Genomic DNA, 24,139 nt, shown 5'->3' on the forward strand with positions numbered 1-24,139 from the left:
TGCTCTAAAAACCCGGAAAACAAGAACAATGACCCACAAAAATGAAATGCCCCGGTTAGCGACACTACAACCTGCCCGGCATCCGCAACCGACGGTGAAGGCCCGGGATCTGACTCACCTGATCTTTCAACGGCCGGACTTGAACGAGGCGGCGCGTTTCCTGACGGACTTCGGCCTGACGGTCAGTCAGCAGGACGCCGATACGCTTTACCTGCGCGCCACCGACCCCACTGCATACTGTTACCGTGTCCATCGTGCAGAACAGGCACGTTTTGTCGGCTTCGGACTGGCAGTCCAGTCGCTCAAGGACCTGGAAAAACTGGCGCGAATCCCAGGCGCGTCGTTGGTCGAGAAATCGGAACATCCAGGTGGTGGGTATTACGTCAGACTGACCGATCCTTCCGGGTTCATTGTGGAAGCTGTTTGCGACCAGACAGCAGGTAAAACGCTGGCACACCGGGCACCGCTTGCCTGGAATCTGGCGCACGAGCAACCGCGGATCAACGCCACGCAGCGTCCGCCGATTGCCCCCCCTGAAGTGCTCAGGCTTGGCCACATCGTGATCGAAGTGGCTGACTACCAGGCGACCTGTGCCTGGTATACGCAGCATTTCGGGTTTATTCCCAGCGATGTTCAAGTACTTCCCGATGGCGCCCCCATCGTCGCCTTCATGCGCCTTGATCTTGGTGAAACGCCAGCGGATCACCATACGCTCGCGATCGCGCAAGGGTTCATGGCGACCTATAGCCATAGCGCCTATGAGGTCGTCGATGCCGACGCGGTGGGCATGGGGCAGCGCGTCCTGCGAGAGCGGGGGTGGGAGCATTCATGGGGAATCGGTCGGCACATCCTGGGCAGTCAGATCTTCGATTACTGGCAAGACCCTTGGGGTGATAAGCACGAGCATTACTGCGACGGGGATATTTTTACGGCCAGGCAGCCTACAGGCATACATCCGGTGAGTCCCGAGGCAATGGCGCAGTGGGGGCAGCGCATGCCCAAGAGTTTTACAAAACCCAAGATGAGTTTGGCCAAATTGCGTGTGCTGATCCGTAACCTGCGACGCAGCCCGGACATAACCATTCGTAAGTTGATAACGCTCATGCGGATGTTTGGGTAAAGCCGCCATGTCGGGCAATGCAACAAGGTATGGCCGGCGAGACGTGCTCAAGGCCGGCGCCTTGATCGCCGGCGGCTCGTTGATCTACAGCATCGCCAGCCCACCCTCAGAACAAAACCTCAGTTCTCGTGCCGCCGAGCCCGGGACAAACGCCGCTCCAGGAGTACCTTCAATGTCTGCTGTACACGTAGTCCGCTTCGAATTTCAGAACGGTATCCACTGGGGCGTGCTACGCCAGGGCCGTATCACGGTGGTTCCCGGTGCTTTTGAAACCACCGGTGATTTCATTCGCCAGAACAGTATCGACGACCTCGCTCAATTGAAAGGTACGGAGCTTGCCGAGGGCGAAGTGAAACTGCTGTCGCCGGTGACCCGTAACCAGCAGTTCGTCTGCCAGGGCGCCAATTACCGTCAGCACATGATCGAGTCGGGCATGGACCCGGATGCGAAGAAATTCAACATGATCTTCACCAAGGCGACGAGTTGCCTGGTGGCGGCTGACAGCGACCTGATCAAGCCGCGCACTGTGCGCTTCCTCGACTACGAAATTGAATTGGGGCTGGTGATGAAACGCGCGATTACCGGCGCTGTTGCTGTCACCGACGCCAATCTGCATGAGTTCATTGCAGGCGTCGTCATCGTCAATGACTACTCGGCTCGTGACATTCAGATTCCCCAGATGCAGTTCTACAAGGGCAAGAGCTTCCGCACTTTCGGTCCGGTCGGCCCGTACCTCTGCCTACTGGATGCCACGAGCATTCATTACCTGAAGGAGCTGCAACTGCGCCTGACCGTCAACGACCAGGTGCGACAGAACGACAGCACGGCCAACCTGGTTTATGGCCCCGCTGAAACCCTTACCGAACTTTGCGCCCTGCAAGATTTCGCCGCTGGAGACTTGATCGCCACCGGTACGCCTGCCGGCTGCGCTCTGACGGTACCGTCGCCTGCCAAACAGCGCATTGCGGCCCTGATGCCAGAAGCGACCAAGTGGAAGCTTTTCCTCAAGGCGCAGGAAGGTCGGACGCAATATCTCAAGCCCGGCGACGTAGTCGAGGCGCGCATTCGCAGTGCTGATGGCGTGATCGACCTCGGCGTGCAACGCAACCGAGTCGTGGGGGAAGCCTGATGGTTGTGCAGACCCTGAGTGACATTGAAAGCCTCGAACAAGTCCCGCTGTCGGCACGTGGCCTGGCTTCCAGTACTTATGAAGCACTGCGACAGGCGGCCCGGTGCTCCCCCCAGGCACCGGCGCTCAGCTTCTTCGCCGATGCCGCGGATTTCAGGCGCACCTACAAGTGGAACTACTCCCAGCTCTTCGGGGATATCACCCGCGCAGCGAATGCCTTCGATGACCTGGGCATAAAACCGGGCGAGGTGCTTGCCTTTGTCTTGCCCAATCTTCCGGAAACCCATTTCACGATATGGGGCGGGGAGGCGGCGGGCATCGTCATGGCGATCAATCCTCTGCTCGAGGCCGGGCAGATGGCCGGCTTGCTGAATGCCGCGAAGGCATCCGTGGTGGTGACGCTCGCGCCGACGGCGGGCAGCGATCTTTGGCCCAAACTGGCTTCGCAGCTGGATCAGTTGCCTACGGTCAGGTCTGTCGTTTGGGTCAGCATGGAGCCCTATGTCGCCGAACCTGTGCGTGGGGCTCTAAAGGCCGTGGCACTGAAGGAGCGAGACTTGCACAAGGGTATCGCGATCCACGATTGGCAATCGCTGATGAATACTCAGCCGCACACACACCTCAAGAGTGGACGGCAAATCCGCCAGGATGAGTGCTCCTCCTACATCTGCACGGGCGGCACCACCGGGCTCCCCAAGATCGCCGCGCGTACCCATGGCTCGGAAGTATTCAATGCATGGGCCATGGCAGCTCATATGCAGCCACGCAGCGGTGGCCAGGTGATCTTTTGTGGCCTGCCGCTGTTTCATGTCAATGGACAACTGGTGACGGGACTGATGCCTTGGACTCAAGGCGACCATGTGATTCTCGGGACGCCTCATGGGTATCGTGGCGAGGGGGTGATCCCGCGATTCTGGGAGATGGTCGAGCACTTCGGTATCAACTTTTTTTCCGGCGTGCCAACGGTCTATGCCGCACTTCTGCAAAATGAATGTGAGGGCCGCGACCTGTCCAGCCTTCGCTATGCAATGTGTGGCGCCGCCCCCATGCCGGCTGAGCTTTTTCGGGAGTTCGAGCGCCGGACCGGGGTAAAGATCCTTGAAGGTTACGGTCTGACCGAGGGCGCCTGCGTCTCCTCGATCAATCCGCCCCATGGCGAGCGCCGCATCGGCTCCATCGGAATACGGATCGCCTACCAGAATATGCGCGCGGTCCTGCTCGATGACTCTGGAGCTTACCTGCGCGACGCTGACGTGGATGAGATCGGCCTCATCACGATCAGTGGACCGAACATCTTCAGTGGCTATCTGGAGGAACGTCATAACCAGGGCCTGTGGATCGATATCGATGGTCAACGCTGGCTGAATACGGGCGATCTGGGTCGTCAGGATGCGCAGGGTTACTTCTGGCTGACCGGACGCAAGAAAGAGTTGATCATCCGCGGCGGTCACAATATTGATCCCAAGCAAATCGAGGAGGCGCTGCAGGCGCATCCCGCCGTCGCCCTGGCCGCTGCGATCGGCAGCCCCGACGCCTATTCGGGCGAGGTGCCGGTCGCCTACGTTCAACTGCGCCCCGGGCAACATTGCAACGCCGGAGAACTTGAGTCGTTCGCTCAACTCAACATCAGCGAGCGGGCTGCAGTTCCCAAGCGCATTGAAATCCTCGAGGCGTTGCCACTGACTGCCGTGGGCAAGATATTCAAGCCCGCCTTGCAACAGCGGGAAATTGCCAAAGTAGTCCAGGAGGAAGTGGAGCGCCTGGGGCTTTTGGATATTGCTGTCGAGGTCGTGCAGGACAATCGCCGTGGGCATGTCGCCTGCGTCAGGGCAGGAACTGACCAGGAAGTCCTGGCTCCGCTCTTGGGTCGCTATAGCTTTCAAGTCGAGTGGCTTGATTGAGTTTCTGATTCACATCCGTAAGTCCAGCAGTCGTGCCCTGGCGCTGTTCGGCCAGGGCGTTTAACACAACTTCGATCAACTCCAACCGGCACTGAAAAGTGCACAGGAAGGCGAAGCCTTGCCTGCGTGCAATCAACAAAAACAATAAACAAGAGGTGGAAAATGAACTTGAATAGCCGTGTGATCCCGTGTCTCTCTGCTCAGCGAAAGTGTGCTGTCTGGATTAAGTTCACCAGTGCCATGGTACTACTCAGCGCCTCTTCTATTGCAGGTGCCAATGGCATTGCTCTAAACGAACAAAGCGCAAGCAGTGCGGGAACTGCTTATGCGGGACGGTCATCTTCCGCGTTGGACGCCAGCACCATCTTTGGAAATCCAGCGGGCTTGACCAAGTTGAAGCGTAGTGAGATTTCCGGCGGAGCCGCGGTCGTCTCGGTGAGCGACGACATTAGTGATGCACAGAGCAGTGCCTCAGGAACGAATAAAGGAGACTCGGTACCTTTGGGGGGCGTGCCCTTCGCCTATATGTCGACGCCGCTTGACGATCGTTTTTCGATGGGGCTGGGCTTCTATGCACCGAGTGGCCTGATCAATGATTACGAGGGCTCTTTCCAGGGCCGCTACCATGGTTCCTATAGCACGACAAAGGAAATAACCCTGCAGCCCACCATTGCCTATCGGATCAATGATTACGTGTCCATTGGTGGCGGGCCGACCATAAACCGTTTCAATGCAAAGCTTCAGAATTACCTGGCCACCGGCGCCCTGAACAACGGCGAGGACACACTGGTTACCATCAAAGGCGATGACACGGCACTTGGCTACAACGTCGGCATCCTGGTTGACTTTACCGAGGCTACCCGTTGGGGGATTAACTACCACTCGAAGGTGGACTATGAGCTCGAAGGGCATACTGAGGTTTCCGGCTCCCCGAGCGTTATCCCGCTGGACGGAAATTATGACAACAAGATAGACATTACTATGCCCGAATCAGTGGACACGTCCATCACCCATCATTTCAATAGTCGCTGGACGGGATACCTGGGGACCACCTGGAAACGTTGGAGCCGGATCCAGAAGGTCGAGGCAATCAACAGCGGTCTTTCCCCCCTGGGTCAGGCAGCTGGCCTGGGACGTGTGACCGAAGAAATGAACTGGCGCGACACTTGGGCCACCGCAGTTGGCGCCTCCTGGCAATTGAACCAACAATGGCTACTGCGCGCAGGCTACGCCTATGATCCGTCGCCCATCAGGAATGCCGATCGCAGCGTACGTGTCCCGGTTGGGAATCGCCAGGCCGTGACCTTGGGCGGTGCTTATTCGCCGAGTTCCGATCTGACGATAGACTTTGCTTATGGTTATCTCTGGGATTCCAAGGTTTCGGTAAAGCAGTCGAACAACTCCGGTCTTCAGCCTGAATACAGTGCCAGGTACGACAATAGTGCGAATGGCGTTTCAGTGCAGGCAACCTATCGGTACTGATCAACTCTCAATCAGCGCCAACAGCCACAGGCACCCCATTGAGGTCAGTCCAGACGGGCCGCAATCGACCCGCAGTTGAGGGTGATGAAGGTAAGAATCGGCTGAGTAGTCAGTCAGATGTGTTTTCGAAATCAGGGGCTACTCACACCGCCGCAGATTAGCTATGAACTCTCAACAGTTATGGTTTTACCGCGTGAGCCTCGTCAATGTGGGGAGCGTCCGCTGGTTTCTTCTGCGGAACTATAAAACTCACTCCCCGCAGGGGGAGGCTGACATCGTCAGAAGTCGAAGAACACCGTTTCCGCTTCGCCTTGAAGGTGAATGTCGAAGCGATAGGCCAGCTTCCCGTCAACCGTGCAGCGCCTGGCAATCAGGGATTCACGCCGATGTGGCTGTTCGATCAGATTCAAGACGGGGTCCACGGCATTCGCCTCGGATTCGTCGTCGAAATACAGCCGCGTCTGCAGGTGAATGTTGATGCCTCGGGCGAACAGCGACACATTGACATGCGCTGCCATGGGCACCCCCGAGGCATTGTTCACCGGGCCAGGCTTGACGGTTTCGATCGTCCATTCGCCGGCATCGGTAGTGGCGGTACGGCCAAAGCCGTTGAAAGGTTTTTCCAGATCGAAAGCGCTGTCGTAGTGGCCTTCGTGATTGGCCTGCCAGAGCTCCAGGAACGCGTCACGAACCAAGTGGCCGTTACCGTCATAAACGTGACCCAGCAATAGAATGTGCTCACCGGGCGCGCCAGGTTTTGCCATCACATTCCAGATTTCCTGTTCCCGCGGCGGGTTGCCGGCCGCTTCCAGCGCCAGTCCGATATGGACATAGGGGCCGGCTGTTTGCGATGGGGTTTCAGGCAGAAGTTGAACGGGCATGTGCAGGCCTCCTCAGCAGTTTTCGAAGTGGGTCTTGCGCTGGCCGCGCAGGACGATATCAAAGCGATACGCCAGGCAATCCATGGGATTGGCCATGCTCATGTCGAGCCTGGCGATCAGGCTCTGTACCGCGTCCGGATTGGCGATCGACTTGACGATCGGGCACATGGGAATCAACGGATCGCCTTCGAAATACAGCTGGGTAATCAGGCGCGTGGCAATGGACGGGCCACTGATGGAGACATGGATATGGGCGGGCCGCCAGTCGTTGGGGCCGTTGCGCCATGGGTAGGGGCCGGGTTTGACCGTACGGAAGCTGTAGTTGCCATCGCGGTCGGTCAAGGCACGGCCGACGCCACCGAAATTCGGATCGAGAGGCGCCAGGTAGCTGTCTTTTTTGTGGCGGTAACGACCACCGGCATTGGCCTGCCACATCTCCACCAAGGTGTGGGGAATCGGCTTGCCGTACTGATCGCAAACCCGGCCCGCGACGATGATGCGTTCACCGACGGGCAGGCCACCGTGATTGAAATTCAGCAGCAGGTCGTTATCGTGCCGGCCCATCTTCAGATGGGAAAAATCCGGGCCGCTGGTTTCCGAGACAGACTGGGGAATGCTCACCAGTGCCTGGCGGGGGGAGCGCAGGATCGAAGTCTTGTAGTCAGGTGTCAGGGCTTTGGGATGCCAATTACGGTCACGAATGGCGAAGCGGCTTTCATGCGCATCAGACATGTCGTTTTTCCTATTGTTATGGTTGGTCAGAGGCAAGCACTGCGATGGCAGCGACTTGCAGCCCAGTCTCCTCTTGTGCGGCCCAACCCAAAATTGAAAAAACCGACTTGTTGCATGTCCAAATGGTTATGGATATTTCCCTTCGCAATATTCTTGTCCGACCTCGCGCAGTGCCTCCACGCACCACTGGGCCGCGGGTGTCACCGGCAACACAGGATTTGTGCAGAGCCCCACGGAACCACCGGCTTCACGCATACCCAACTCCACCAGCTCACCTAGCTTCAAGTCCTGCCTGACCGCGTCAAAAGGTGCGACCCAGATGGCCTGGCTGCATTGGACGTAGCGCCGGCTCAGGGCAATCGACAGGGTTTCCAGGCGTTGGCGCGAGGGGGTGATCCCGTGCTGCACAAACAGGCTGTCGGCGAATTTGCGGATCGTCGTCCCGGCCAGCGGTAGTACCACCGGATAGTCTTCAAGGTTGTTATGCCCCGGTGGATCACTCACCACTGGATGGTCTTTACGTACCACCAGGGTCATGGATTCGCTGTAAAGGTGCTCGAACGTCAACCCGTGAATCGATGGGCTATCGGTCATCCTGCCGACCACCAGGTCCAGTTCGCCGACACGCAGTTGGGACAGCAGGTAGGCGCTCGGCCCGGTCACGACACTGACCGCCAGGGCGGGATGCCGGTCATGTAAACGGCAGACAACCTCAGGCACCAACAGGCTTTCGACGGTGGAGAGCACGCCCAGGCGTATGGCAATCGGCTCATGCACGCCGGAGCGCAAACTGTTGACCCCTTCACGCAGCGATTGCACGCTCGGCCCCGCATAACGCAAAAAGGCCACCCCGGCCTCGGTCAGCGTCGAGCCCTTTTTGCTGCGCTCGAACAGCCTGGCATCCAGCAGGGATTCCAGTTCCTTGAGCGTCTTTGAAAGCGCCGGCTGGCTGATGGCCAACTTGTCGCAGGCACGTGCCAGGCTGCCCTGGCGCGCCACCTCGAGAAAACACACCAGATGACGGAATTTGATTCGGGTGTCGATGTTCAATCTGCTGCTCCGCCTTCGTGGTATGGCATTCATTATTCCTGATGGCCGATACCGGAAAAACGTAGGTCATCGGTCGGCATTCGGCAGTTCGCAGCCCGGGATCACCCAAAGCAGACGGTTACCTCAAACCGCTTGGTAACTGTTCAGACAATCTGATCCTGAATTTAATTTACCCACCTTTCACTCTTGCTCCGAGAACTCACCAGCCTGAGTACCTCCAGATAAGAAGGGGGCTCGGGCACAATGCCGCGTTGACGTAGCAACGCGTGCAGTTGCGGTAGCCGGAAGTACGGCACGGATGCCATCAAATGATGCTCGATATGATAGTTGACCCGGATTGGCGCTACGCATGCCCGCGCGATCCAGCCGGCGTGGGTGCTGCGCGTGTTGCGCAGTACATCCGGGCCCGGCTCCAGACAGGCATGCTCTGCCATTGAACGGATGCGAATGAACAGTGGGAATGGGGTGATGTAGGCCAGCACCCAAACGCCATACAACCAGGCATTGCCACAACCCCAGAGCACGGCTAGCAGCAAGCCATTGGTGATCAGCATGCCGCTGGCGTTTTTCAGGAAACAAAGTGGATAGTCCCACCAGCGCCGCTCCTGTTGGGGCAAACGACGGATGTCGCTGGTCAACGACCACTGCAGCACGCCGGCATCCATCAGGAAACGACCCAGCAAGAACTTCAACCCGGTGACCCCCGAGAGATCGCGCAGGCATTTACGCAATATTGATGATCGAGTCGTGGGTAACCCGGCCACCAGGCACAGATCGGGGTCTTCTGCCGTGGAGGTCTTGGCGTGGTGGGTCAGGTGGTATGGACGATACTTGTGCAGTTCATTCCAGACCGGTCGCGCGCACAGCCAGTCCACCAGCACATCGTTGCACCACTTGGTCTTGAACAATGTTCCGTGGGCGGCGTCATGCTGCAAAATGCCGAAGCACAACTGACGCCCGGCAATGATGACCATGCCAATAATCAGGGCAAGGACCAGGCCCCACCAAGGCAGGACGGTGCGTGCCCACGCCAGGCTCGCAAAGGTTATGGCGACTACGGCCCAGGTAGACGCCACTGCCCAGGTGCCCCACACATCCGAACGCTCGCTGAAGGATTTGATTTCGTCGCGGCTGAGAATGTCGCTGATTTTGGTTTTGTTGCGCATATCTATCCTCGCTGGCAGGGGGCCGTTGATGGGTTAGTTGAGCGTTGGGGCTTGTTGTAGAAAGGCACGCCAAATCCGGTGGCCGCGATCGACGAAATGCCTGACGCAGGCAAAGAACTCGTCACGCAGTGCAACATCGACCAAGGGGGGTGGCAGCAAAGGGTCGAACACCACCTGGCGAATCGCTTCGCGACCAAGGTGGAAAGACTCGCGAGCGGCTTGATCCAGACCCAGTTGTTTGGCGTGTGATGACCAGTTATTTAATGTTTCGCAGTGGCGACGATAGCTGTCATTCAGCGCCATCCCATCCCACAGGCCTTGGATGCGACGGGTTTGTTCATCATCAAAACCCATGGCCTGAAAGACCAGTGCGGCAGGCTCCATTCCGAGCTCTATCAGTCGCCGCTGCAAAATTTCGACGCCGGGTTCGAGATTGTTTGGACGTACGTAGAGATCTTTTTCCAGCTCGGCGAAGCCGAGCATGTGCAGCGCGCGTTCACGCTGGCGCAATACCCTGCGGTCACTGCGCCCCAGAGCATTGCAAGCGACCATCAGATAGCCGCCAGACCAGGGACGAAGCTGTTGATCCAGATTGCGCCACTCAAACAACTGCGTTGAAAGCTCGATGGCCCGGGATCCCAGCTGATAACTGCCGCGGCCGGCGCCTTCAAGCAGCGCTTCGGTCGTCAGCCTCGCCAAGGTAACCCGGACATTATTTGCACTGATTCCAAATAGGTTACAGGCGGTGATGGCCTCCCTTACATGCAAGGGGGCGCCACTTTTTGCAACAAGCAGATCGAGCACCAGGTTTTTTGCGCACGGTTTCATAAGCCCCCAAAATTTATTACAGCAATTGTCATATTTTCGGCATGGGCATTAATATTAATCAATATGACAAAAATGCCTTTTCTGGGTAATTTGGCGCGCTGCCTGTCGTGATGGTGCTGAAGTAGCGAGCGGTAGAAGCGAAAGTCGTCCTCTGGCAACCATCCGCAAGGTCCGCATTTGGCCGAGAGCCGCCTGTCGCCACGTGCAGGAATCAGTCAGAAGAGAACGCTTGTCGCCGGTACCTGCGGCCAGATTCGGCCCAAAGACGTCCTGACGTATCAGACATAAAACTGTCGGGTCACCTCACAGCCGCAGCCGTAAGGTTTCAAACAGCGCGCGGTCTTCCTTTTTGGCCGAGCGCGCATGGCGCCGAATGACCTGTAACAGGCATTCGGTGAAGCAGACCGCCGGATTGCTCAGTGCGCCATTGCGGCGAGTCACGATGCTCAGCTGTCGGGGCTCGAACTGCTCAGTCAGCCCCAGTGATACCACACGCCCCAGAAATGGCGGGGCTGTGCTTACGATGGACGGCCCCCAGGTGCACATGTCGGCCCGCTCGACCATCATCTGCAAAATGGCCAGTGAATGAGCACGCACGATTCGATTCTCATCAATTTGCGCGCCGTGTTTCCAGAACAGTTCCTGCATCAGCCCATCGTGCCCGTCCGGCGCGTAGTTCAGGGTCCAGTTTTCTTCCAGTAACTCGTGGATCGATCGCGCATGCTGTCGGGCGTGACCTTCGCGGACCAACACCGAGGTCTGGTAATCGAGCAAGGTTTCGCAGGCGAATTCCTGACTCGATTGTGTGGGATGGAGTTGGCCAATCGCGAAGTCCATGCTGCCGTCGCGCAGCAGCGGTTGGGCAACGGCCATCAGGCTTTCGAACAGTTCCAGCTTGATTTGTGGCATACGTTCGCGAAACACCGACACGACTTCGGGCAGGAAGGTCAGGGCGACCCATGGGGTGATCCCGACGCAGAGCCGGCCTTGAGCCTTGCCACGCATGTGATCAAGCTCGGTCTGTGCGTGCTCCAGTTGCTTGATCACCAGCCGGGCGTGAGTCAGCAGCACTTTGCCGTATTCGGTGAAGTTCAGACCGCTGGCGGTTCGGGTAAACAGCGGTAGCTGCTGGCTGGTTTCCAATTCGCGCAACGCTTTGGTCACAGCGGCCTGGGAAATCTGCAGCGAACGAGCGGCCGCGCGGATACTGCCGGTTTCGGCGCTGGCAATCAGCGCCTGTAATTGATGCAGTTTCATCTGCTCACCCTGGTGACAACTCATGGTTGTCATCATAACCAAACTGCGCCTCCCCAGCCCAGCGTCCGTTCCCTAAGATCGACCCCAACAGCGCATTCGCTGCTGCACAGCCCCTGTCGAAGGAGAACACCCATGGATGCCGGCCTGGTCCTGCCTGGTATTGCCGCGATGCAAGATGAAATGATCGCGATACGCCAGAGCATTCACGCGCACCCTGAACTGGGTTTTGAAGAATTCGCCACCAGTGAACTGGTTGCAACGTGTTTGACTCAGTGGGGCTTTGAGGTCAGCACCGGGGTGGGCAAGACCGGGGTCGTTGCCACCCTGGAAAATGGCGAGGGTCGGTCCATTGGCTTGCGCGCTGACATGGATGCGTTGCCGATACAGGAAACCACCGGTTTGCCCTATGCCAGCCGGCTCGACGGTGTCATGCATGCCTGCGGTCACGACGGTCATACAGCAGTCCTGCTGGCAGCCGGTCAGTATCTGGCCCGGACACGGGCGTTCAAAGGCACCGTGCACCTGATTTTCCAACCGGCGGAAGAAGGGCTGGGCGGTGCCAGGAAAATGCTGGAGGACGGGCTGCTCGAACGGTTTCCGTGCGACGCGATCTTCGCCATGCATAACGTGCCGGGTTATCCCGTCGGGCATTTGGGTTTTTACAGCGGACCATTCATGGCGTCCGCCGACACGGTGAACATCAAAATCATCGGCAACGGTGGCCATGGCGCGGTGCCGCACAAAGCCGTCGACCCGGTGGTGGTCGCTGCCTCGATCGTGATGGCCCTGCAAAGTATCGTCTCGCGCAACGTCAACCCGCAGGAGATGGCGATTATCACGGTGGGCTCCCTGCATGCCGGGAGCGCCTCGAATGTCATCCCGTCCAGCGCCGACCTGAGCCTGAGCGTACGCGCTCTGACCCCCGGGATTCGCCACTTGCTGGAGGTCAGAATCACTGAATTGGTCAAGGGCCAGGCCGAGAGTTTTGGCGCCCGGGTCGACATCGATTACCAGCATTGCCATCCGGTGTTGATCAACGATCCCGAACAGACAGCATTTGCCCATGAAGTCGCCCGCGACTGGCTGGGAGAGGAACACCTGATCGATGACTTGCGACCGTTCACGGCCAGCGAGGACTTTGCTTTTGTCCTGGAAAAATGCCCCGGCAGCTATCTGGTGATCGGCAATGGCGAGGGAGAGGGCGGGTGCCTGCTGCACAACCCCGGCTACGACTTTAATGACGACTGCCTGCCGGTGGGCGCCAGCTATTGGGTCAAGTTGGTCGAACGTTTTCTGTGTTGAGACAGCGCATTTTCGCCCGTTGTGCCGGTAAAAAATCTGCGGCCTGAAGAGGAATAAAAATGAACAAGATGATTGCAGCCGTTTCCCTGGTGTTCCTGACGGCCTCGAGCCTGGCGGGGGCGGCCGACTGGTCTGGCAAAGTGTTGAAATTGGGGGTGGACCCGACGTATCCACCGCTGGAATACAAGAACCAGGATGGCACGCTGACCGGCTTTGGGGTCGACATCGCCGAGGCGTTGTGCGCCGAACTGAAAGCCCGATGCGTCTGGGTGGAAAGCAGTTGGGACGGGATGATCCCGGGACTGCTGGCGCGCAAGTTCGATGCGGTGGCGTCGTCGATGACCATCACACCCAAACGCCTGGAGCAGATTGCGTTTACCGACAAGGTCTCCAATGCTCCGGCACGGTTAGTGGCCAAACGTGGATCGGGATTACAGCCGACCCTCGAATCGCTCAAGGGCAAGCGCATTGGTGTGGAGCAGGGTTCGACCCAGGAGCACTACGCCAAAGCGGTTTGGGGTGCCAAAGGCGTGGACGTTCTTTCCTATCAAAATCAGGATCAGGTATACGCCGACCTGGTCGTGGGGCGACTTGATGCCTCGTTGCAGGGTGCCATTCAAGCCAGTTACGGTTTCTTGAAGACAGCGGCGGGTAAGGACTATGAATTTGCCGGTGCCACTCTGGATGCCCCGGGCTTCTTCGGCGTCGGTGATGGCCTTGGTCTGCGCAAGGAGGATGTCGCGTTGCGCGAAGACTTGAACAAAGCCCTGGCAACCATTCTCGCCAACGGTACTTACGCGCGGATCAACAACAAGTACTTCGACTTTGACGTCTACGGCGCCCGGTAACGGTGCCCGATAACGGCGCCAGGTAGCGCGTCGTCGTTAGTTTGAACAGGGCGCTCGTTCGAGCGCTCTATTGCCCCCTTCAATTCTGCCGTCGCCGGGCTCGCGACCGACCCATGGCGAACAGCCCGGACTTTAGAGTCAGGTGTCGGATTGATGAGCCGCCCAGTGTTTCATTTCTTCTGCAATGAAGTGGTTCACCAGGTCACTGTACATCTTCTCGATTGCATCAGGGCTCAGGCCCTCAGCCTCGGCCCACTCGCGTCGTGTCGCCAACATGGCCTTGAAACGCTCCGGAGCACGCACCGAAGTCACTGAGGTCTTGTACTTCGAGGCAGCCAGTACGTAGTGAAAGCGCTTGCCCAACAACTTGATGACAACCTGGTCAAGGGCATCGATTTCGCGTCGGATATCCTCCATGCCTGCACACTCTTCGGGCTGCAACTGATTGATAACGTCCATGTAGGTGACTCCGTTTGCTGAGATGTTCGTGGGTTCGGAAGAAGTAACGGCGCGCGGTCTTTCGTGAGGGCGGCTATTGAGCTGCCTGGCCACTTCATTGAGCCTGCTAGCATTGGATGTCAGCGAGCCAAACAAGGGTGGACCATGGAGACAAGAAAAGTAGCGCTGAATGAAATGGACCATCTGCGCAAATCATTAAGCCAGGCAGGGCTGCCCTTCAGTGATGTCAGCGAACCGGATCGACAGTTTTACCGGTTTGAAGTGGATGGGCAATGGGTGGCTTATGGAGGGCTCGAAGGTGCGGGTTCCGATCTGTTGCTGCGCTCGATAGTCGTTTGTGAGACGCATCGTGGGGAGGGGCTGGGTAAAGCGGTGTTGTCTGAACTGGAACGCTTGGCGCTCTCTCAAGGTGTAATCCGGTTGCACCTGCTGACCCAGGGCGCTGCTGGTTTTTTCGCTGCCAATGGGTACGAACTGCTTGGCAGGGACGAGGCACCTGAGGTGATCACCCAGACCGTTCAATTCAAGCATTTGTGCCCCGCATCGGCGAGCTATCTGCGCAAGATGCTTAACCGTCTCCCTTGTACTGATTAGTCATTGATGCGCATCGATTGAGGCTGATTCGGTAGTCAAAAAAATGCCCGGCCAATTGCCGGGCATTTTCATTTCTGCGACCCAGGTTACGGAGCTCAGTTTGCCGCTTGCGGTTGAGACTCGGTGGTCGCTCCGTTGCGGGCGATCACGGTCAGGATCGACAGCGCGGCGATCACCAGCCCCGGTGACGTTGCCAGCAGCACGCCCGTGGTGCCGGCACCGGCGGCGAGGATCTGGCCGGCGGCCGGGGGCCTGCCACCGAGCCGAGCCGGCCGATGGCCACGGCCGCGCCGACTCCGGTGGCGCGCACCGATGTCGGGTAGGAAGGGGGCGCCAATGCATACAGCACCAGCTGTGCGGCCATGACGAACAACCCGACGGCAAACCCGGCGATGGCCATTGGCACGATACCCACCGACAGGCCGACCCCGGCCAGCGCCGCCAACACCCCGGCGTACACGAACAGGACCACTTTCAGGCCGTTGCAGCGGTCCAGCATCACCCCGCCGAGCAGCGAACCAATGGCGCCGCCGATGTTGAACAGCATCTGCACCATGCCTGCCTGGGGCTTGGTGAAGCCCTGTTCCAGCAACAGTGAAGGCAGCCAGTTGAGCAGCATGTACATCACGGTCAGGGTGAAGAAGTAGCTCAACCACAAGGCCAGCGTGCAGCGTGCGCGTCCTTCGCCGAACAGCGCCTGAGCGGTAGACGAGCGTGAGCTGCTGGTCGTGATGTGTTGCTGGCGGAACGCGGTGGATTCGGGCAGCAGCAGGGCCATCAGCGGCACTACGAGCAAGGGCGTCAGACCGCCGATGATGAAGGTGGTTTGCCAGTGCTCACTGGAAAACATCGCCACCACGGCCGCCAGCGCGCCGCCCAAGGGCACGCCGCAGTACATGACGCTGATGGCGGTACCGCGATGGCGCTCGCTCACGGCCTCGGCACACAAGGCAATCAGGTTGGGCAGGGCGGCACCCAGGCCCAGGCCGGTCATGAAGCGCACCAGCAGCAGGCTGGAGTAGTTCTCGACATAGGCGGTGCAGAGCGAGAAGACACCAAACAGCAGCACGGCGCCGACGAGGATTTTCTTGCGGCCGATACGATCGGCCACCCAGCCGCCAAAAAACGCACCCGGCAGCAGGCCGATGATCCCGGCGCTGAACACCCAGCCCATCATCTTCGGGTCCAGGGCAAAGCTCTGGCGCAATCCCGCGGCAGCGGTGCCGGCAGCCTGCAGATCGAACCCCTCGATCAGCGCAACGATAAAGCACAAAGCGATTGTCAGCGTCGAGCGACGCGATGGACTGTCCATGGGTGAACCTCATTGTTGTTTTTGTTATGCAGTCGAGCCCGCCATGTGTTTGGGGTGCCGTCGCTGACCGCTGGTGATTAAGATAACAAAGATAACTAAAAAAAGAACACCGTCCTGAAAATTGTAAAAAACACAAATAAAGTGTTTAAAAACAGTCTATTAAGAATGCATTCAGATGGTTATGTGAAAATAGATAATAATATTAATGTTCGATTATCGGTCATCTGCGATTGACGGCGACCCTTGGCTGTTTCCATTCTCTGGTCGTGAAGCCGGCAGTCCCGTGCGGATCCGGCACCCACGAACAACAATAAAAAGTGGACATCGAACATGCCAAAACGCCCTATGAACAGCGGTTCCGTAGCGTCACTTCCCTGCGTCTGCAGTGTCCATCCAGGGTGGGTCGTGGCACTGCTAGGCGTCAGCGTTCTGCCCTCTGAGCTGCGGGCCGAGGGGTTTATCGAGGACAGTCACGCAAACTTGACCCTGCGCAATTACTACATGGACCGTGACTACAAGGATGGCGGGGCCAAGTCTGCTGCGCGGGAGTGGGCCCAGGGGTTCATCCTTGGCATGGAGTCGGGGTTTACCGAAGGGGTTGTGGGTTTCGGTCTGGACGTTCGCGGGTTGCTGGGGGTCAAGCTCGACTCCGCGCCGCATCGCAGCGGCACCGAGTTGTTGCCGGTGTCGGCCAGCGACAAGCGCGCGGCGGATGAATATTCACGGCTCGCCCCGACAGCCAAACTAAGATTTGCCCAATCCACGGTGAAGAGCGGCGATGTCTCGATTTTCCTGCCGTTCGCTTTCGCCAGCCCATCGCGACTGTTGCCACAGACCTTTCGCGGCACGACCCTCAGTTCCAAAGATTTCGATGGCCTGACCCTCAACACCGGCTACATCGACCGCATCAACAAGCGCGATTCCACGGACTATCAGGCCATGAGTATCGCCACGCCAAACCGGCGATTCAACGGCGCCGCCACGACCTCGCATCTGGCGTACGTGGGGGGCGATTATCAGGTCAACAAAGAACTCAGTCTGCGCGCCTACCATGCGGAGGTGGCCGAGTTGTACCAACAGGACACCCTGGCGCTGCTGCACAACCTGCCGCTCGGCGACGGTGTGTTCACCAGTGACTTGCGCAGTTTTTTCAGCCGTGAGGATGGCGCCGCCAAAGCGGGTGAGGTGGACAACCGCAACCTCTCGGCATTGTTCGGCTACCGCCTCGGCGGGCACCGTGTGAGCCTCGGCTACATGCATTCCAGCGGCGACACGGCGACGCCCTACATCTCCGGCACGGAGTTGATGGGCATGAGCGAACAGACCATGGCTTCGGATTTTCTCAACGCCAAGGAGCGCACCTGGCAAGCGATCTATGACTACGACTTCGTCGCGTCCGGGGTGCCCGGCTTGAAGGGAAGGTTGCGTTACGTGCGCGGCGACAACATTGAGCTGGCCGCCTTCAACGCCGAGGACCGCAAAGAGCGCGAATTCCAGATGGAACTGGGTTATGTGATTCAGAGCGGTCCGCTGAAAAACGTCGGGCTGTTGGCGCGCAAGGCGATCTATCGCAACGACTTCCCGAGCGGTACGGCCTTTCGTGACGAAAACCAGACCCGGTTCCAGGTGCTCTACACCTTGCCTATCTGGTAACGCCAAGTTGCTCGATGTTCCTGGCCGGCCACCCCTCGGGGGTGTGCCGGCATAACGCGTTCAGTCCTGATAAACCTTCTTGAGCAGGCGCAGCAGTTCTTCGCGTTCCCCGCCGGTCAGCGCTGACGTGGAGTCGAAATCGCTTTGCGCGGCGATTTGCTTGAGCTCCTTGAGCAAAGTTTCGCCGGTCTTGCTCAGGAAGATCCCGTAGGAGCGTTTGTCCGGCTTGCAACGCACCCGCACCGCCAGCGCGCGGCTTTCCAGTTTATTGAGCAGCGGCACCACCTGCGGCGGCTCGATGGCCAGGGCCCGGGCCAGGTCGGCCTGCATCAGCCCCGGATTCTGGTCGATGATCGCCAGGGCCGAGAACTGCGCGGGGCGCAGGTCGTGGGCTGACAGGCGACCGATCAGGTTCTGGAACAGCTTGAGTTGGGCGCGCCGCATCGCGTAGCCGATCAGGTCATCCAGTGCCGAATCCAGCGGTGCCTGCAGCTCGGCGGTGGCGGACGGGGACTCGCTCTGGTCGGCGAGGGGAGAGGGCTTGGCCATTGCGGGTGAATCCTGAAGAGGTGGAGGTTAACAAGTGTATCTAGTTTGCCGGGGTTGGCCGCTGATAGCTATGCCCGTCGTTCACAGCGATGGGGTGGAAGGATATTTGCGGGTAGATAAAAAAATGGTTAATTCGATTAATAGTTAATTGACATAACTAAGTCGCTCCTTTAATTTCCAGTCATCTTCAAGCCAAGAACAAGAGAGCATCGCCATGAGCAATTACGAAGGTCGCTGGACAACCGTCAAGGTCGAGATCGAAGAAGGCATCGCCTGGGTCATCCTCAATCGCCCGGAAAAACGCAACGCCATGAGCCCGACGCTCAACCGGGAAATGATCGATGTGCTGGAAACCCTGGAGCAGGACCCGGCGGCCGGCGTGTTGGTGCTGACCGGTGCCGGTGACGCCTGGACCGCGGGCATGGACCTCAAGGAGTACTTTCGCGAAGTGGACGCGGGCCCGGAGATCCTCCAGGAAAAAATCCGCCGCGAAGCCTCGCAATGGCAATGGAAACTGCTGCGCATGTACGCCAAGCCAACCATCGCCATGGTCAACGGCTGGTGTTTCGGTGGCGGCTTCAGTCCGCTGGTGGCCTGTGACCTGGCGATCTGCGCCGATGAAGCAACCTTCGGCCTCTCGGAAATCAACTGGGGCATCCCGCCGGGCAACCTGGTGAGCAAGGCCATGGCCGACACCGTGGGCCACCGTCAATCGCTGTACTACATCATGACCGGCAAGACCTTCGGTGGGCAGAAAGCCGCCGAGATGGGCCTGGTCAACGAAAGCGTGCCCCTGGCGCAACTGCGTGAAGTCACCGTGGATCTGGCGCGCAACCTGCTGGAGAAAAACCCGGTGGTGCTGCGTGCGGCCAAGCATGGCTTCAAGCGCTGCCGCGAGCTGACCTGGGAGCAGAACGAGGACTACCTGTACGCCAAGCTCGACCAGTCGCGCCTGCTCGACACCGAAGGTGGTCGCGAACAGGGCATGAAGCAGTTCCTCGACGACAAGAGCATCAAGCCCGGTCTGCAGGCCTACAAGCGCTGAGACTGATCGCCGGGTGCATGTCTGCCCCGGCGCTCTGTATCGCTCGACTGTATTCCCGATAAAGACAATAAAGAGGAATCACCATGCTGGACGTGCCCCTGCTGATTGGCGGCCAGTCGCTGCCTGCCCGCGACGGTCGGACCTTCGAACGCCGCAACCCGGTGACCGGTGAAGTGGTATCGCGGGTAGCCGCCGCCACCCTGGAAGATGCCGATGCCGCGGTGGCTGCGGCCCAGGCAGCGTTTCCCGCCTGGGCCGCCCTGGCGCCCAATGAACGTCGCACCCGTTTGCTCAAGGCCGCCGAGCAGTTGCAGGCGCGCAGCGACGAGTTCATTGCTGCGGCTGGCGAAACCGGGGCCATGGCCAACTGGTACGGTTTCAACGTGCGGCTGGCGGCCAACATGCTGCGTGAAGCGGCGTCGATGACCACCCAGATCAATGGCGAAGTCATCCCTTCGGATGTGCCGGGCAGTTTTGCCATGGCCCTGCGCCAACCCTGCGGTGTGGTGTTGGGCATTGCCCCGTGGAACGCCCCGGTGATTCTCGCCACCCGCGCCATCGCCATGCCGCTGGCGTGCGGCAATACCGTGGTGCTCAAGGCTTCGGAGCTGAGCCCGGCGGCACACCGCCTGATCGGCCTGGTCTTGCAGGATGCCGGATTGGGCGATGGCGTGGTCAACGTCATCAGTAATGCCCCGGCCGATGCCCCGGCGATTGTCGAGCGGCTGATCGCCAACCCGGCGGTGCGGCGGGTCAACTTCACCGGTTCGACCCATGTCGGGCGCATCGTTGGTGAGCTCTCGGCGCGTCACCTCAAACCGGCGCTGCTGGAGCTGGGCGGCAAGGCGCCGTTGCTGGTGCTCGATGATGCCGACCTGGATGCAGCGGTGGCGGCGGCAGCCTTTGGCGCGTATTTCAATCAGGGCCAGATCTGCATGTCCACTGAACGGCTGATCGTCGATGCCAAGGTTGCCGATGCCTTCGTCGCCAAACTGGCGGCCAAGGTCGAGACCTTGCGCGCCGGTGATCCTGCGGCGACGGATTCAGTGCTCGGTTCGCTGGTCGATGCCAGTGCCGGCACGCGCATCAAGTCGCTGATCGATGATGCCGTCGCCAAGGGCGCGCGGCTGGTGATTGGCGGGCAACTGGAAGGCAGCATTTTGCAGCCGACCCTGCTCGATGGTGTCAACGAGAGCATGCGCCTGTACCGCGAAGAGTCCTTCGGCCCGGTAGCGGTGTTGTTGCGTGGTGATGGCGATGAAGCGTTGTTGCGTCTGGCCAACGATTCCGAGTTCGGGTTGTCGGCGGCGATCTTCAGCCGTGATACCGGGCGTGCCCTGGCGCTGGCCCAACGGGTCGAGTCGGGCATCTGCCATATCAATGGCCCGACCGTGCACGACGAAGCGCAAATGCCCTTCGGCGGGGTCAAGTCCAGCGGCTACGGCAGCTTTGGCGGCAAGGCATCCATCGAGCATTTCACTCAGTTGCGCTGGGTCACCTTGCAGCATGGACCACGGCATTACCCGATCTGAACCGCAGAAATAACAATAAAAAAGGCTGCAGCTACCACCATGCCCATTCGTGCGGCTTGGTGGTAGCGTGCCTTGATGGAGAACAAGCACGTGAGTTCCGAATTCAGATCGCAACCCCACACCGAGGCCGGCGCGCCGCGCTACCGCCACGTGTCCATCGGTCGCGCCGCGGTCGAGGTGACAGAGCGGCAGGGCGCATTGCACATGCGTTCCCTGGAGCCATTGGCCGAGTATCCGCCGCGCCTGCTTGACCGTCTGGTGCATTGGGCCCGGGTGCGTCCCGAGCAGACTTTCATTGCCGCCCGCCAGGCCGACGGTGAGTGGCGCCGGGTCAGCTATGCCGAGATGCTCGACAGCGTTCGCGCCATTGCCCAGCGCTTACTGAGTTACGGGCTGTGCGCAGAGAAACCGTTGGTGCTGCTTTCGGGCAACGACATCGAACATTTGCAACTGGCGTTCGGTGCCCTGTACGCGGGCATTCCCTACTGCCCGGTATCGCCGGCCTATTCGCTGTTGTCCCAGGATTTCGCCAAGCTGCGTCACGTCTGCGAGCTGCTGCAGCCCGGCCTGGTGTTTGTCAGTGACGCCGCGGCCTACCAACGCGCCATCGAGGCGGTGCTGCCGGCCCAAACGCCATTGATCACCGTCCGTGGCCAAATCGCCGGGCGTAACCAGGTCAGCTTTGCCAGCCTGCTTGAGCAGCCGGGCGGGGCCGAGGCCGAAGCCGCGTTTGCCGGCACGGGGCCGGACAGCATCGCCAAGTTCCTGTTCACCTCTGGCTCGACCAAACTGCCCAAGGCGGTGATCACCACCCAGCGCATGCTGTGCTCTAACCAACAGATGCTGTTGCAGACATTTCCGGTGTTCGGCGAAGAACCGCCGGTGCTGGTGGACTGGCTGCCATGGAATCACACCTTCGGCGGCAGCCATAACGTCGGCATCGTGCTCTACAACGGTGGCAGCTTTTACCTGGACGACGGCAAGCCCACGGCGCAGGGTTTCGCGCAGACCCTGCGTAACCTCAAGGAAGTGTCGCCCACCGCCTACCTGACCGTGCCCAAGGGCTGGGAGGAACTGGCCTCGGCACTGGAGCAGGACGCGGAGTTGCGGGAGATCTTTTTCAAGCGCATCAGCCTGTTTTTCTTTGCTGCGGCCGGTCTGTCGCAAAGCGTCTGGGACCGCCTCGACCGGATCAGCGAACAGCACTGCGGCGAGCGTATCCGCATGATGGCCGGGCTCGGCATGACCGAGGCTTCACCGTCCTGCACCTTCACCACCGGGCCGTTGTCCATGGCCGGTTATGTCGGCTTGCCGGCGCCCGGTTGCGAGGTGCGCCTGGTGCCGGTGGACGGCAAGCTGGAAGGACGCTTTCGTGGGCCGCACATCATGCCCGGCTACTGGCGGTCACCGCAGCAGACGCTCGATGCGTTCGACCCGCAGGGCTTCTACTGTTCCGGCGATGCGCTCAAGCTCGCCGACCCGCGTGATCCGCAATTGGGGCTGATGTTCGACGGGCGTATCGCCGAAGATTTCAAATTGTCATCCGGCGTGTTTGTCAGCGTCGGGCCCTTGCGCAGTCGTGCGGTGCTCGAAGGTTCGCCCTATGTCCAGGACCTGGTGGTGACCGCGCCGGATCGCGAATGCCTGGGCGCGTTGGTGTTTGCGCGGATGTTCGAATGTCGACGGCTATCAGGGTTGGCGGCCAGTGCCAGTGACACCGAGGTGTTGGCCAGCGCGCCGGTGCGCGAATGGTTTGCCGGCTGGTTGCAGCGACTCAATCGCGACGCCACGGGCAATGCCAGTCGCCTGGAATGGATCGCCTTGCTCGACGAGCCGGCGTCTATCGACCGGGGTGAAATCACCGACAAGGGCTCGATCAATCAGCGTGCGGTATTGCAGTGGCGCGCGGAGCAGGTCGAGGCGCTGTATCGCGGGCTCGATCCGGCCATCCTGCGTGCCGGGGCGAAGTCGTGAGCGAAGTCCTGAACACCGGCGGGCAGTACTCGGCCTTTACCGATGCGGCGATTTTCGATGCGGTGCGCACGCCGTGGGTGGACCTCGGCGGGGCGTTGGCCGAGGTGTCGCCGATCGACCTGGGCATCAAGGTCGGGCGCGAAGTACTGGCGCGCGCGCAAGTCGATCCGCTGGCGGTCGACAGCGTGCTGGCGGGCTCCATGGCCCAGGCCAGCTTCGATGCCTACCTGCTGCCACGGCACATTGGCCTCTACAGCGGCGTGGCGCAGTCGGTACCGGCACTGGGGGTGCAGCGCATCTGCGCCACCGGTTTCGAACTGCTGCGCCAGGCCGCCAGGCAATTGGATGACGGCGTGCAATTGGCTCTGTGCGTGGCCACCGAATCGATGTCGCGCAATCCGATTGCGGCCTATACCCATCGAGGTGGCTTCCGCCTTGGCGCGCAAGTGCAGTTCAAGGATTTTCTCTGGGAAGCCTTGTACGACCCGGCCCCCGGGGTGGACATGATCACCACCGCCGACAACCTGGCGCGGCGTTATGGGCTGAGTCGCGAAGCGGTGGACGCCTACGCCTGTGCCAGTCATCAGCAGGCGTTTGCGGCACAACAAGCGGGGTGGCTGGCACCCGAGATCGTTGCCGTGGGGCATCAGGTGTTCGAACTGCAAGGCTATCAGCCACGGGGCATCCGCCTGTCACGCGGTGTCGCCACGGTGAGTCAGGACAGCCACCCACGACCCGGTGACATCGCGGCGTTGGCCCGGTTGCGCAGCGTGCACGAAGACGGGGTGCAAACCGCCGGCAACAGTTGTGCGGTGGTTGATGGCGCGGCGGCTGCCCTGGTCGGGCGCGCTTCGGCCTGTCGGGATATACCCTTGGCCTTGCTGCGGGCCAGCGCGGTGGTCGGGGTGGCGCCGGAGTTCATGGGCATCGGTCCGGCACCGGCGATTCGCCTGCTGTTGCAACGCAGCGGCCTGAACCTGGAGCAGATCGGTCGCTTTGAAATCAACGAAGCCCAGGCCGCCCAGGTCCTGGCGGTGGCTCAGGAACTGGAACTGGACCCTTCGCGTCTGAACGTCCAGGGCGGTTCGTTGGCGCTTGGCCACCCCTTGGCCGCCAGCGGCTTGCGTCTGGTGCTGACCCTGGCCCGACAACTGCGTGAGCACAATCTGCGTTACGGCGTCGCCGCGGCCTGTGTTGGCGGCGGGCAGGGCATGGCGCTATTGATAGAGAACCCGGCCTGGTGTGCTTGAGATTTCCTCGGCTGGCGGACAGCCTGTGTTGTCCGCTAATGAACGGTTCGTGAGGGTATTGATCTTGCTGCAACG

At 59.9% G+C, this 24,139-nt stretch carries 20 protein-coding genes and 1 pseudogene; 12 read left to right on the plus strand and 9 right to left on the minus strand.

Annotated elements, in window-relative coordinates; translation table 11 throughout:
* The first annotated feature begins 28 nt into the window (after nucleotides 1-28).
* The 4 genes from AB4O40_RS00825 (at nucleotide 29) to AB4O40_RS00840 (ending at nucleotide 5,632) form a co-directional block, all read left to right on the plus strand.
* A complete protein-coding gene (locus AB4O40_RS00825; RefSeq protein ID WP_223542093.1) occupies nucleotides 29-1,120 on the plus strand; it encodes a VOC family protein in 1,092 nt (363 codons plus the stop codon).
* A 172-nt stretch (nucleotides 1,121-1,292) separates the two neighbouring features.
* Complete coding sequence (locus AB4O40_RS00830) at nucleotides 1,293-2,249, plus strand: fumarylacetoacetate hydrolase family protein (RefSeq protein WP_223542094.1); 957 nt, start codon at nucleotides 1,293-1,295, stop codon at nucleotides 2,247-2,249.
* Nucleotides 2,249-4,150: an acyl-CoA synthetase gene (locus AB4O40_RS00835; protein WP_460160125.1), complete on the plus strand. Its 1,902-nt coding sequence runs from the start codon at nucleotides 2,249-2,251 to the stop codon at nucleotides 4,148-4,150. The genes AB4O40_RS00830 and AB4O40_RS00835 overlap by 1 nt, the downstream gene beginning before the upstream one ends.
* A 162-nt stretch (nucleotides 4,151-4,312) precedes the next feature.
* Complete coding sequence (locus AB4O40_RS00840; RefSeq protein ID WP_223542096.1) at nucleotides 4,313-5,632, plus strand: outer membrane protein transport protein; 1,320 nt, start codon at nucleotides 4,313-4,315, stop codon at nucleotides 5,630-5,632.
* A gap of 278 nt (nucleotides 5,633-5,910) precedes the next feature.
* Here AB4O40_RS00840 and pcaG read toward each other — a convergent pair whose 3' ends face one another.
* From pcaG to AB4O40_RS00870, 6 genes are all read right to left on the minus strand, one after another.
* The gene (gene pcaG / locus AB4O40_RS00845; protein WP_223542097.1) at nucleotides 5,911-6,513 is read right to left on the minus strand and encodes a protocatechuate 3,4-dioxygenase subunit alpha; all 603 of its coding nucleotides are present in this window, start codon (nucleotides 6,511-6,513) and stop codon (nucleotides 5,911-5,913) included.
* Nucleotides 6,514-6,525: 12 nt separating this feature from the next.
* Complete coding sequence (gene pcaH / locus AB4O40_RS00850) at nucleotides 6,526-7,245, minus strand: protocatechuate 3,4-dioxygenase subunit beta (RefSeq protein WP_223542098.1); 720 nt, start codon at nucleotides 7,243-7,245, stop codon at nucleotides 6,526-6,528.
* Nucleotides 7,246-7,371: 126 nt separating this feature from the next.
* Nucleotides 7,372-8,295, minus strand: coding sequence for a pca operon transcription factor PcaQ (pcaQ, locus tag AB4O40_RS00855; RefSeq protein WP_460056648.1), 924 nt, complete (start codon nucleotides 8,293-8,295; stop codon nucleotides 7,372-7,374).
* Between the two features lie 164 nt (nucleotides 8,296-8,459).
* The gene (locus AB4O40_RS00860; RefSeq protein ID WP_223542100.1) at nucleotides 8,460-9,461 is read right to left on the minus strand and encodes a fatty acid desaturase family protein; all 1,002 of its coding nucleotides are present in this window, start codon (nucleotides 9,459-9,461) and stop codon (nucleotides 8,460-8,462) included.
* Between the two features lie 33 nt (nucleotides 9,462-9,494).
* Nucleotides 9,495-10,289 carry a PaaX family transcriptional regulator C-terminal domain-containing protein gene (locus AB4O40_RS00865; RefSeq protein ID WP_409079328.1) on the minus strand — a complete coding sequence of 265 codons (795 nt, stop codon included), beginning with the start codon at nucleotides 10,287-10,289 and terminating at the stop codon, nucleotides 9,495-9,497.
* A gap of 303 nt (nucleotides 10,290-10,592) precedes the next feature.
* Nucleotides 10,593-11,546, minus strand: a complete 954-nt coding sequence (locus AB4O40_RS00870) for a LysR substrate-binding domain-containing protein (protein ID WP_056722914.1) — start codon at nucleotides 11,544-11,546, stop codon at nucleotides 10,593-10,595.
* Nucleotides 11,547-11,678: 132 nt separating this feature from the next.
* Here AB4O40_RS00870 and AB4O40_RS00875 point away from each other — a divergent pair, with 132 nt between their 5' ends.
* Together AB4O40_RS00875 and AB4O40_RS00880 are read left to right on the plus strand one after the other, a co-directional pair.
* A complete protein-coding gene (locus AB4O40_RS00875) occupies nucleotides 11,679-12,848 on the plus strand; it encodes a M20 aminoacylase family protein (RefSeq protein ID WP_409079329.1) in 1,170 nt (389 codons plus the stop codon).
* A 59-nt stretch (nucleotides 12,849-12,907) separates the two neighbouring features.
* Nucleotides 12,908-13,696: an ABC transporter substrate-binding protein gene (locus AB4O40_RS00880; RefSeq protein WP_056722910.1), complete on the plus strand. Its 789-nt coding sequence runs from the start codon at nucleotides 12,908-12,910 to the stop codon at nucleotides 13,694-13,696.
* Nucleotides 13,697-13,834: 138 nt separating this feature from the next.
* Here the strand turns inward: AB4O40_RS00880 and AB4O40_RS00885 are convergent, their stop codons facing one another.
* Nucleotides 13,835-14,155, minus strand: coding sequence for an isochorismate lyase (locus AB4O40_RS00885; protein ID WP_223542103.1), 321 nt, complete (start codon nucleotides 14,153-14,155; stop codon nucleotides 13,835-13,837).
* 144 nt (nucleotides 14,156-14,299) lie between these two features.
* Here AB4O40_RS00885 and arsN2 point away from each other — a divergent pair, with 144 nt between their 5' ends.
* Entirely contained in the window at nucleotides 14,300-14,749 is a 450-nt protein-coding gene (gene arsN2, locus AB4O40_RS00890) for an arsenic resistance N-acetyltransferase ArsN2 (RefSeq protein ID WP_460056643.1), read from the plus strand.
* A gap of 95 nt (nucleotides 14,750-14,844) precedes the next feature.
* Here arsN2 and mhpT read toward each other — a convergent pair.
* Nucleotides 14,845-16,061: pseudogene (gene mhpT, locus AB4O40_RS00895) on the minus strand (3-(3-hydroxy-phenyl)propionate transporter MhpT).
* 345 nt (nucleotides 16,062-16,406) lie between these two features.
* Between mhpT and AB4O40_RS00900 the strand changes: the two are divergent.
* The gene (locus tag AB4O40_RS00900) at nucleotides 16,407-17,714 is read left to right on the plus strand and encodes an OprD family porin (protein WP_223542105.1); all 1,308 of its coding nucleotides are present in this window, start codon (nucleotides 16,407-16,409) and stop codon (nucleotides 17,712-17,714) included.
* Nucleotides 17,715-17,774: 60 nt separating this feature from the next.
* Here AB4O40_RS00900 and AB4O40_RS00905 read toward each other — a convergent pair whose 3' ends face one another.
* Complete coding sequence (locus tag AB4O40_RS00905) at nucleotides 17,775-18,263, minus strand: MarR family winged helix-turn-helix transcriptional regulator (RefSeq protein WP_056722902.1); 489 nt, start codon at nucleotides 18,261-18,263, stop codon at nucleotides 17,775-17,777.
* A 214-nt stretch (nucleotides 18,264-18,477) separates the two neighbouring features.
* On the opposite strand from AB4O40_RS00905, the gene AB4O40_RS00910 reads away from it, so the two are divergent.
* The 4 genes from AB4O40_RS00910 (at nucleotide 18,478) to AB4O40_RS00925 (ending at nucleotide 24,064) form a co-directional block, all read left to right on the plus strand.
* Nucleotides 18,478-19,308: a p-hydroxycinnamoyl CoA hydratase/lyase gene (locus AB4O40_RS00910; protein WP_056722899.1), complete on the plus strand. Its 831-nt coding sequence runs from the start codon at nucleotides 18,478-18,480 to the stop codon at nucleotides 19,306-19,308.
* Between the two features lie 83 nt (nucleotides 19,309-19,391).
* Nucleotides 19,392-20,840, plus strand: coding sequence for an aldehyde dehydrogenase (locus AB4O40_RS00915; RefSeq protein WP_056722897.1), 1,449 nt, complete (start codon nucleotides 19,392-19,394; stop codon nucleotides 20,838-20,840).
* 90 nt (nucleotides 20,841-20,930) lie between these two features.
* Nucleotides 20,931-22,814 carry a feruloyl-CoA synthase gene (locus tag AB4O40_RS00920; RefSeq protein WP_223542104.1) on the plus strand — a complete coding sequence of 628 codons (1,884 nt, stop codon included), beginning with the start codon at nucleotides 20,931-20,933 and terminating at the stop codon, nucleotides 22,812-22,814.
* Between the two features lie 8 nt (nucleotides 22,815-22,822).
* On the plus strand, nucleotides 22,823-24,064 hold the full coding sequence (locus AB4O40_RS00925) for a thiolase family protein (RefSeq protein WP_460058016.1): 1,242 nt from the start codon (nucleotides 22,823-22,825) through the stop codon (nucleotides 24,062-24,064).
* The last annotated feature ends 75 nt before the right edge of the window (nucleotides 24,065-24,139 follow it).

Source organism: Pseudomonas sp. S2_F07, from assembly GCF_054668325.1.